Genomic DNA, 8,569 nt, shown 5'->3' with positions numbered 1-8,569 from the left:
TCCATCTTTTTTGAGAACGAATAGCCGATAATCCGTCGTGAGTGTAGGTCCATGATGGTTGATAAGTAACACCAGCCATTACGCTTCGTTTGAATATAGGTCATATCAGCGGTCCATTTTTGATTTAAACCAGTGGTCGAGAAATCCTGCTTAAGCAAGTTGGGACGCTGTTCAACCTTGGTTTTGGAAGCCGAAGCCGCTTTCCATTTATTGACGGTAACGGAGTGGATATCCAGTTCCTTCATGAGCCGGGAAATCCGTCTTGGGCTGCACGGACGCTGCAGTGGTTGAAGTTCCAGATTCCATTCATGGTGGATCTTCATAACGCCGTATCGCTGCTTGAATTCCGCAAAGATCCGCAGAATCCGTTGTTTTAAGTCCTCATCTTCGGCCCGGCGTTTTGAAGGCTTTGGGGATCGATAACGATAATACTGAGCTCTGGAAACACCGAGGATTCGGCACATCTTAGTTACCTGGTGGTGATGGCTTTCTTGTTGAATGTAATCAAAGATATTGGTTACTTCTGTGCAAGGAAGCCCAGGTCTTTTTTAGGATTTCGTTCTCCTCAGACAGCGAAGCCAGTCGCTTTTCCATCGCTTTGATTTCGTCTGGCGATTTACCGGATTGAGTTTTGGCCTGGCCCTGGATCCACTTATGAACGGTTGAATAGCCAATGCCATATTCTCTGGCCAGTTGGGCAGCTGATTCGCCTTGCTTATATAGGTTGATAATGTTTTGTTTGAATTCTTTGTCGTAACGAGTTGGCATGTAAAAATTCCTTCCTTTTGAGAGACGATTTATTCATTATACCCTCTCTTAAAAGTTGTCTCAGGAATCAGCTTACATCCAGCATTCCCTATTTCTATACAATCTACCGTACGAAGGCATTTCATTTACACAAGATTCTTGACGCTACCATTTACTAAGGAGGTCTCTTCATGGCCATCACCATTTTAATGGCTTGCTATACCCTGCTGGCTTTAGGAATTGGTTGGTACTTTTATGCTCATCGACGTCGTGCTTTCTTAGTCTTTCATCCCGAAAGTAGTCACGAATTAAGTCGTGTCTTGACGATCAGTGGTGTTGTTATGCTACTGATTGGTGTGCTGTCGGCAGTCGCCACCATCATGAACAACATGGTCTTCATTTCAACCATGTTGTTAGTCGGCGTTATTGCGATTATCAGTATTCAATTGATTCTATTACACTGGTTCCCTAAGGCGTAATCGGTTACACTTTCTCGCAGTTTTTTTACCATATCGCTTTTTATTTGCAGATAAATAACGTATGATAAGAGTATAAAATAATGAGAGGTGAATATTATGTTACAACAATACAAGCACATTTTAGTCCCAGTCGATGGTTCCTATGAAGCCGAATTAGCTTTCAAGAAAGCAGTCGCTGTGGCTAAACGTAACGATGCTGATTTACATCTCGTTCACGTTGTTGATACACGGGCTCTCCAAATCTTTTCTAGCCTTGATACCAGCATGGCTGAACAAGTCACAGAAACGGCCAAGAAGACCCTCGACAAGTACGTGGCTGATGCCAAGCAGATGGTCTTGACAAGATTGATTACGCCATTGAATACGGGGCACCGAGGACCATCATTGAAGATGTTCCTCGGGGTAATGACACCGATTTGATTATGATTGGTGCTACTGGGTTAAACGCAGTTGGACGGCTATTAATCGGGTCTGTAACGGAATACGTCACACAGACAGCAGTTTGTGACGTCATCGTCGTACGGACGGACTTAGATAATCAACCAGCCAAAGCAGCACACCGCGCAGAATAAATTTGCTAACTAATGCTTTAACTATGGCAGATTGCAAGAAATAACTTGAACGAATTTAATGACGTAAATTAAGCAAGAAGATCTCGATTGGTGTATGCCAATTAAGACATTTAAGTGGCCGTGAATTCAAATACCAATTAATTTGAACCAATTGGTGATCACTTAGTTCTTCAATGGCTTGGCCTTTGGGAATAAAGCGCCGCAAAACTCGGTTACGGTTCTCATTACTGCCTCTTTCATGCGGTGAATAGGCATGGGCAAAATAAACCTGTGTACCAGTTCGCCGTTCAATTGTCTGATAGTTAGCGAACTCTTTACCATGATCCACAGTAAGCGTCTTGAGCTTGTCTTGAAGTTGACGAGCTAGTTCAAGTACGGTTTGAGTCATGGACTGGCTGTCGCGACCATGGAGCCTTTTAACAATTGTCAGGCGACTTTTACGCTCCACAAAAGTAGCCACAGCTTGACCTTTACGTTTACCAGAAAGTACGGTATCAGCTTCAAAGTGGCCGAATTCCTGGCGAGTTTCGATTTTATGAGGACGCTTCTCAATTGAGCGGCCGTGACTGAACGTACCACGCTTTTCTTTAGCACGATGACGACGAATTCCATGATCAGGCAAATCGGGCAACTGTACATCAAGCCAGCCTTGATCAATCCAGTTATAGACCGTCTTGTAGGCAATCCCCACCACATGGGCAACTTGTTCAGGGGACCACTTCTGGACTTGAATCTTTTCCTCGATCAAGTGTTTAAGGTTTTTAGTAAGCGAAGACTTTCGCCCCCGTTGACTAACCTTTCGTTCAAAGTCAGTTTGCGCTAGCTCAGCCTGGTACTCACCATTTAGTCGGTGAAGTTCGTTAAAGATGGTGGTCTGACTAAAGTCTAAGTAGTTAGCGATGTATCGCAAGGAACGTCCTTCATTATGAAGCGTTTCAATGACAACACGGTTCTGGAATGATACAATAGTGGTGCTCATCAAGGTCCTTCTTTCTAATGGATTGTGTGGTAACACCATTAAAGACCTTGATAGGTTTTTCTGTCCACTTAAATGTTCAACTTAAATTTTACAATCTGCCTAATACATTGATAAATAAAATAAAAAATTAGGAGGCTAATTATGCGACTTTGGCATGAGCAACTCATTAGCAAACTTCCTCGCCAACAACTGTTAGGACAGCATCGGGAAATTGCTGCTTTAAGAGGCAATGGCTGGGGAAAAAAGCATGCAACTGTTAATTATGTATTCAATTACTCACCGTATAAACTTTATCAATTTCACTTGCTGGTCATGCACGAAATGTAGCGGCGCGGATATCGTCCTAATAAAAAATGGTTTGATCCGCTTTACCGTGGTATCCATTGCGATCCATATATAATTTTGAAAAAGTGTCCGATAACTAACCCGATTTATCCAGAACATAATGATTCGTATTTGAAAGAATGTTTATCTAATTTAGCCAGTAAGGGGATTATTTTATAAATCTAAGAGGGTATCTCATTCGAAATAACCTCTTAGATTTAGCTAGTAATCCGCATTGAATTAAGATACTGGCTAGCTTAATTCAACTTTTAAATTGCTTACGATCTGTTAATAAAGCAATCGGTGAAAGAATTAAAATAATCACCGCTCCTACCAAATAAGTATGACTAAAGGCATGACTGATTTGTCGCTTTTTAGCATGCTTAATTTTTCCCATAGAATTCATTAAAGCTTCTTTTTGTGCCATTTGCTTGAGACCAACCAGCAATTTGTGTGGGCCTTGATTTATTTGTTGATTACTCGCATAATCTTATTTCCATGAAATAGCATGCAACAATATATCATATCATGATATATTGTTGCATGCTATTTCATAATATACTATTATTTACTTGCAAATAAGGAGGCACACTATGAAAATAATTACTTTTTCAGCCATTAAGGGCGGAGTTGGAAAAACAACTTTAACTTTCAATTATGGTGAATGGTTATCTAGTAAGGGTTACAATGTTTTGATGATTGATAGTGATCACCAGTGTAGTTTGACCCAAACTTATGATATTTATAAAGATCATGATACCTTAGCTAATGTTTTTACAAAAGATAATGAAAAAGTAGAAATTATTGAGTTACACAAGAATCTGTCAATTATCCCTGCTTCTATGAATCTAGATACAATTAACAATGATCTTCAAACTAGAGCAAACAAAGAATTATTAATGTACATGTGGTTTTCAGATAACTATAATGAACTAAAAAAATTCAATTATGTATTGATAGATACGCATCCTGATTTTTCAACTATCACACAAAATATGATTGTAATTTCTGATTTCGTTTTCAGCCCAATTGAACCAAGTGAATACGGTTTTATTTCAAAAAGTAATTTGGAATTAAGAATGAAACAATTGAAACAAGATGTAATTAATGTCGAAACTCGACAAAGTTTTGTCACAGCGGAACTTAAATTCATTGGAAACCGGATAAAACATAATACTAAGTCATCTCATGAGTTTGTAGAACAAATGAAAAAAGACCCGCGGACAATTGCACTAATTCCTGAAAGAGAAATATTCAATAAAACAACTCTTAATCACAAACCGCTGATTAAGATGGAGCAAGAAAACAATTCAACACAAAGGGCCAAAGAATTTTTCGAAAATATCGACAATATCTTTGAAACCTTTGCGAAGCAATAGCGTAATATGATATGTCATGCTATATCATATTATGAGACAGAAAGGACTAGTATAATGGCATTTGAAGATAAAATGAATCAACTAAAAAATAGTATGAGCAGCAAACCTGCTAAAAATGAACCAACTGCACCTAGAATTTCAAAATCTTATACTTTGAAGCAAGATATTGCTAATGAACTAACTAGACGTGCAAAAGAGAAAGAATTAACAGCTTCCAGATATTTAGAGAAACTGCTAAAAAAAGAATTTAATCTTTGATTTTCGCTAATTGAAAAAGGGGTAAAATCATGGAAACTACAATGAACGAGATATTCCTTGTTGCTTGTATTATTATTTTTTGGCTATTTCCCGTTATCGGCATTTTGAAGAGACATAAAATAGGCAATCGTTTCTTTTTTAGACAATGATTATTCCCGTTACAATAATGGTTACAAGTACTATTTGAAAAATGGAGTGGTAATCGTCGATCAGTTATCCGTATATTACAAATGATATCCTTGTTTATTACTTATTTATGCGGACCGATCATGCTTTTGATTTTCAGTGCTTTCAACGAATACTTTCTTAAACACCCAGAGGCATTTATATTATTCGAATATTTACTGATATCTTCCGGCTCTTATTGGTTCAAACCCAAAGTAGGCAAAGTGTACAAGACCAAATAAAGTTGCCGGCGGGTAAGCGCTATGCTAGACTAAGATTAATATGACAACCGAATAAAAGATCAAGCTAAACAGAAAAAAGTCCCCAATTCACGAGGAATCAGGGACTTCAGGTTTAGCAAGTAGCTATAAGGCAGCTACTTAGATTCAGTCGATTTTCACCGCCAAGTTAAAATCGACTGAACATTGTTCTTAATTTGTAGGTTAATTATACCGCAAACCAGTCCAAAAGGACAAGTTAAGGATAGTTAAAAAACAAATTAAATCCAATGGACTAAGTAGCCAACAGAAGCTACCTAGTCCATTTTTTGTTGTTAGAAATTAAAAAAGTTGCCGAATGGGCAACCAAGAATAGACACATGCTGGTGAAACTACAAAGCCGATCACAACCAATGACTGCTTTGTAATTCAGTTAGAGCATATCAGATTTGTATTTTAAAGCAAATCAAATGTTTTAGCAACTCTCTTTTGAGACAGCGTGTGTCAGTCAAGAAAGGGAGTATTAATATGACACAATTTAATTTTATTCAATCACAAAATGCTTATGGAACTAAGTTTTTTCAACTACCACAGGTATTATTATATGGCGAAAAATATAAAGAACTAAGTGACAGTGCGAAATTAGGTTATGTAGTTTTGCGTGATCGTTTGGAATACTCATTGCAAAATAATTGGATAGATGATGAAAATAGAGTGTACTTTATTTTTACCAATCATGAATTACAAAATTTATTTGGTTGGAGTGACCGAAAAATATCAAAAGTAAAAAAGGAGTTGGAAGAAGCAGGACTGTTATTCCAAATTAATCAAGGATTTGATCCCAAGAAAAAGAAAAATTTACCCAATCGACTTTACCTTGCTGATTTGGAAGTTACAGCAAAAGACGTGTATATTAAACAGGATTTTGCTAATAAAACGGCTGGAACCCTTGATAAAAGCGGACTAGCACAAATGCAAGCTCGACAAGAAAAAATCAAAACGGCTGGAACCCTTGATAAAAGCGGACTAGCACAAATGCAAGCTCGACAAGAAACGGCTGGAACCCTTGATAAAAGCGGACTAGCACAAATGAGACACAATCTATACAATACTAATAACTTAGATACTAATAGATACAATATAGATACTCAAAAGTTGGACTTTTCCACAGCCAATTTCTCACCAGCAGAAATTCAAAAGCAAAACCAGGATTTGGTGAACCATGCTAATGACTTCTTAACTGATGAAGACAGTGGCTTACCGGTTTTCTTAGAACCCGAAGCTGTGCAACTACTTAGTTTTTGGTGCCGTACCCCGCAACAAATGCGGCGCTTCATTGGCATTATCTTAAATGCTAAGTACCGAGTTGAAAAGGATCATCAAGATATTGGCGTCATAATCCCGCTTTACGACGAAGAACTAAAACCTTTGATGACTAAAGCCTTAAGACGCTACTTTAACGCCCTAAGAAGCAATGAAAAGCATATCAAGAACGTGGAAAACTACTTGTACGGCACCATGCAAAACCTATTTGGCGTTTGGTGGAATAAACAAGCGGCTAGAGAATATGCGGCCAAACACCCCGAAGAACAGAACACTGACAATGAGCGTTCTTGAAATTAAACGTCATATGGGCTCGTTTAAGCCGTTTTAAGTGTTACATGCATAATTATATTAAGACTGCTTTAAAATCGCTTAGAAGTAAAAATAGGTGCCTTAAGTGGCCGAATTGACGATAGCTGAGCTAGAAAACGGGATAGGAGCTTTTTAAATGACCAAACCCAGCAAAGAAATCGAAACAATTGATCAATTGTTGGCTGACCCCTGGGCAGTCAATATTCAAGACATTTGGGAACAAGCAGCCCATAATCCAGATCCTGATAAACGCAAGCTGTTTGACGCGCTACACACTTACCTCTTAGATAAACGCCAAGAACAAATCATCAATGAAAAGCATTTCGTGATTTAACATGGACAGGTCAAATAATCAGTGACTGAAATAGAAAGGAGGCACAAAATATGGCTAAAACTCGAACATATATGGACAAGTATAAATTCACAGCTGCAGAAAACCAACGGTTTGCCCGAGCAAACTTTACCAAGTTAGTGCATACTAATGCTCGTTTTGAAGGCGTTAATACCACTTTGCCACAAACACAAACTATTATGGACGGTATGAGCGTAGCAGGAGTACCTGTTGAAGATGTTTTGACGATTGTTAATTTAAAGCGTGGGTGGCAATATATCACTGCTCAAAATTCCCCTTTAACGTTAACCATGGAAAAACAAATCAACAAGATTGTGGCAGCGGAAGACGCCTTAGTACCAGGAGAATTACGGCAAGGAAAAGGAGGAGTTAATTTAGGTAGTGACGACTTTTTTGAACAGCCTTTAATTAACGAAAAACAAGAACAATCCTTTTTACAAAAAATCTTGGCTGATCCACGAACGACGATTACTGATAAAGCATTGACTGTCATGTATCATAATATGCGCCAACAAATCTTTTGGGACGGGAACAAAAGGACGGCGACTTTAAGTGCTAATAAAATTATGATTGACGGTGGTGCAGGCTTAATCAATGTGCCGTTAGATAAGTGGGATCAATGGAACGAACTAATTGCCAATTATTATCGAACTAATGACATGGCTAAAATTAAACGGTGGACATATGACAATGGCATTCAAGGATTACAAATTAGAGCAAACTTAGCGCTTAAATCAGTTAAAGACAAAACTAGTAAAAGAATTTAAAAACAGTTAAAAGATTTTGCGGATCAGAACCCAGAAATCAAGCCCAAAAATGATCCAGAAAATAAAAACGATCGGCCTAGTTATTAGGCTAATCGTCTTTAAATTTCTTCGGTTTATGGGCATTAACGTAATTGGCAAATATTTTTAAAAGTTCTTCGGTTTGTTCAACCGTAAGATTATCAGCTTGAAAGTATTTTTCGAGCAAAGCCCCTTTTTGAATTAATCGGCGAGAACGGGCTTTGCGGGCTTGCCGATTTTCGTAGTATTTAGATTGCCGTAATTTAAAAACTTCTCACTCAATTTTTTGTTTTAAACGCGCTTGTTGCTCAACTAGTTTTTCATATTGATTAGGCATAGTCATTACCACCTAACTATTATTGGTTATTTTGAGCTTGATTTAAAAAGGCGGCAACTTTTTTAGCAATCATTTTAATCTGCGGAGTGGTAAGTGTCCCATAATCCAAATTGGCTGATCTAATGATTTGCTTACCGAGGTTTTGTTCAATCTTATTTTTTTCAGCTTTAATCTTTTGATTAAGCTGTTTTAATTTAGCTTCTTGTTTTTCTAAGTTACTTTGAGACATAACGATCCCTCCAACATAACGATCCCTCCAATCGTATTAAAAATAATTACCGACACTATATCATTCAGAGAATGTTAAGTCAAAGTATAAAATTTGAAATAGCGAAGCGG

The 8,569-nt window shown here is 37.8% G+C and carries 10 protein-coding genes and 4 pseudogenes; 8 read left to right on the top strand and 6 right to left on the bottom strand.

All coding sequences use genetic code 11. From position 1 onward, the window contains the following. Positions 1-464: IS3 family transposase (locus JCM11969_RS20025; protein WP_082409413.1), on the bottom strand; the 464-nt coding region annotated here is incomplete at its 3' end. A gap of 40 nt (positions 465-504) precedes the next feature. Then, on the bottom strand, positions 505-768 hold the full coding sequence (locus JCM11969_RS20020; RefSeq protein ID WP_054712568.1) for an IS3 family transposase: 264 nt from the start codon (positions 766-768) through the stop codon (positions 505-507). A 170-nt stretch (positions 769-938) separates the two neighbouring features. On the opposite strand from JCM11969_RS20020, the gene JCM11969_RS15320 reads away from it, so the two are divergent. Together JCM11969_RS15320 and JCM11969_RS15315 are read left to right on the top strand one after the other, a co-directional pair. After that, positions 939-1,226 (top strand): hypothetical protein, encoded by a 288-nt coding sequence (locus JCM11969_RS15320; RefSeq protein ID WP_011668133.1) that lies wholly within the window; start codon positions 939-941, stop codon positions 1,224-1,226. 96 nt (positions 1,227-1,322) lie between these two features. Further along, a pseudogene (locus JCM11969_RS15315) lies at positions 1,323-1,798 on the top strand (universal stress protein). A 55-nt stretch (positions 1,799-1,853) separates the two neighbouring features. Here JCM11969_RS15315 and JCM11969_RS15310 read toward each other — a convergent pair. Then, entirely contained in the window at positions 1,854-2,777 is a 924-nt protein-coding gene (locus JCM11969_RS15310) for an IS30 family transposase (protein ID WP_054712567.1), read from the bottom strand. Positions 2,778-2,918: 141 nt separating this feature from the next. Here JCM11969_RS15310 and JCM11969_RS15305 point away from each other — a divergent pair. Beyond that, positions 2,919-3,281 (top strand): annotated as a pseudogene (locus tag JCM11969_RS15305) (TIGR02328 family protein). Positions 3,282-3,363: 82 nt separating this feature from the next. Here the strand turns inward: JCM11969_RS15305 and JCM11969_RS15300 are convergent. Continuing rightward, entirely contained in the window at positions 3,364-3,528 is a 165-nt protein-coding gene (locus JCM11969_RS15300) for an MFS transporter (protein WP_075168959.1), read from the bottom strand. A 166-nt stretch (positions 3,529-3,694) separates the two neighbouring features. Here JCM11969_RS15300 and JCM11969_RS15295 point away from each other — a divergent pair, with 166 nt between their 5' ends. From JCM11969_RS15295 to JCM11969_RS15270, 5 genes and pseudogenes are all read left to right on the top strand, one after another. Continuing rightward, complete coding sequence (locus JCM11969_RS15295; RefSeq protein ID WP_054712564.1) at positions 3,695-4,480, top strand: ParA family protein; 786 nt, start codon at positions 3,695-3,697, stop codon at positions 4,478-4,480. Positions 4,481-4,534: 54 nt separating this feature from the next. Further along, positions 4,535-4,738 (top strand): hypothetical protein, encoded by a 204-nt coding sequence (locus tag JCM11969_RS15290; protein WP_054712561.1) that lies wholly within the window; start codon positions 4,535-4,537, stop codon positions 4,736-4,738. Between the two features lie 905 nt (positions 4,739-5,643). Beyond that, a complete protein-coding gene (locus JCM11969_RS15280; protein WP_439709750.1) occupies positions 5,644-6,738 on the top strand; it encodes a replication initiator protein A in 1,095 nt (364 codons plus the stop codon). Positions 6,739-6,892: 154 nt separating this feature from the next. Further along, positions 6,893-7,090 carry a hypothetical protein gene (locus JCM11969_RS15275; protein WP_054712554.1) on the top strand — a complete coding sequence of 66 codons (198 nt, stop codon included), beginning with the start codon at positions 6,893-6,895 and terminating at the stop codon, positions 7,088-7,090. A gap of 50 nt (positions 7,091-7,140) precedes the next feature. Continuing rightward, positions 7,141-7,962, top strand: a pseudogene (locus tag JCM11969_RS15270) (Fic family protein). A 1-nt stretch (position 7,963) separates the two neighbouring features. On the opposite strand, the pseudogene JCM11969_RS18355 reads toward JCM11969_RS15270, so the two are convergent. Together JCM11969_RS18355 and JCM11969_RS15260 are read right to left on the bottom strand one after the other, a co-directional pair. Continuing rightward, positions 7,964-8,230: pseudogene (locus JCM11969_RS18355) on the bottom strand (hypothetical protein). A 19-nt stretch (positions 8,231-8,249) separates the two neighbouring features. Continuing rightward, a complete protein-coding gene (locus tag JCM11969_RS15260) occupies positions 8,250-8,459 on the bottom strand; it encodes a hypothetical protein (RefSeq protein ID WP_050894606.1) in 210 nt (69 codons plus the stop codon). Positions 8,460-8,569: the final 110 nt, after the last annotated feature.

It is taken from the genome of Secundilactobacillus paracollinoides DSM 15502 = JCM 11969 (assembly GCF_001311135.1).
Lineage (GTDB): Bacteria > Bacillota > Bacilli > Lactobacillales > Lactobacillaceae > Secundilactobacillus > Secundilactobacillus paracollinoides.
Note: the sequence above shows the minus strand (reverse complement) of the source record. Positions and strands in the feature narration are given on the sequence as shown.

Coding starts and splice junctions, on each gene's coding strand:
- JCM11969_RS20020 (WP_054712568.1), bottom strand. CDS start 768: ATGCCAACTCGTTACGACAAAGAATTCAAACAAAACATTATCAACCTA.
- JCM11969_RS15320 (WP_011668133.1), top strand. CDS start 939: ATGGCCATCACCATTTTAATGGCTTGCTATACCCTGCTGGCTTTAGGA.
- JCM11969_RS15310 (WP_054712567.1), bottom strand. CDS start 2,777: ATGAGCACCACTATTGTATCATTCCAGAACCGTGTTGTCATTGAAACG.
- JCM11969_RS15300 (WP_075168959.1), bottom strand. CDS start 3,528: ATGGCACAAAAAGAAGCTTTAATGAATTCTATGGGAAAAATTAAGCAT.
- JCM11969_RS15295 (WP_054712564.1), top strand. CDS start 3,695: ATGAAAATAATTACTTTTTCAGCCATTAAGGGCGGAGTTGGAAAAACA.
- JCM11969_RS15290 (WP_054712561.1), top strand. CDS start 4,535: ATGGCATTTGAAGATAAAATGAATCAACTAAAAAATAGTATGAGCAGC.
- JCM11969_RS15275 (WP_054712554.1), top strand. CDS start 6,893: ATGACCAAACCCAGCAAAGAAATCGAAACAATTGATCAATTGTTGGCT.
- JCM11969_RS15260 (WP_050894606.1), bottom strand. CDS start 8,459: ATGTCTCAAAGTAACTTAGAAAAACAAGAAGCTAAATTAAAACAGCTT.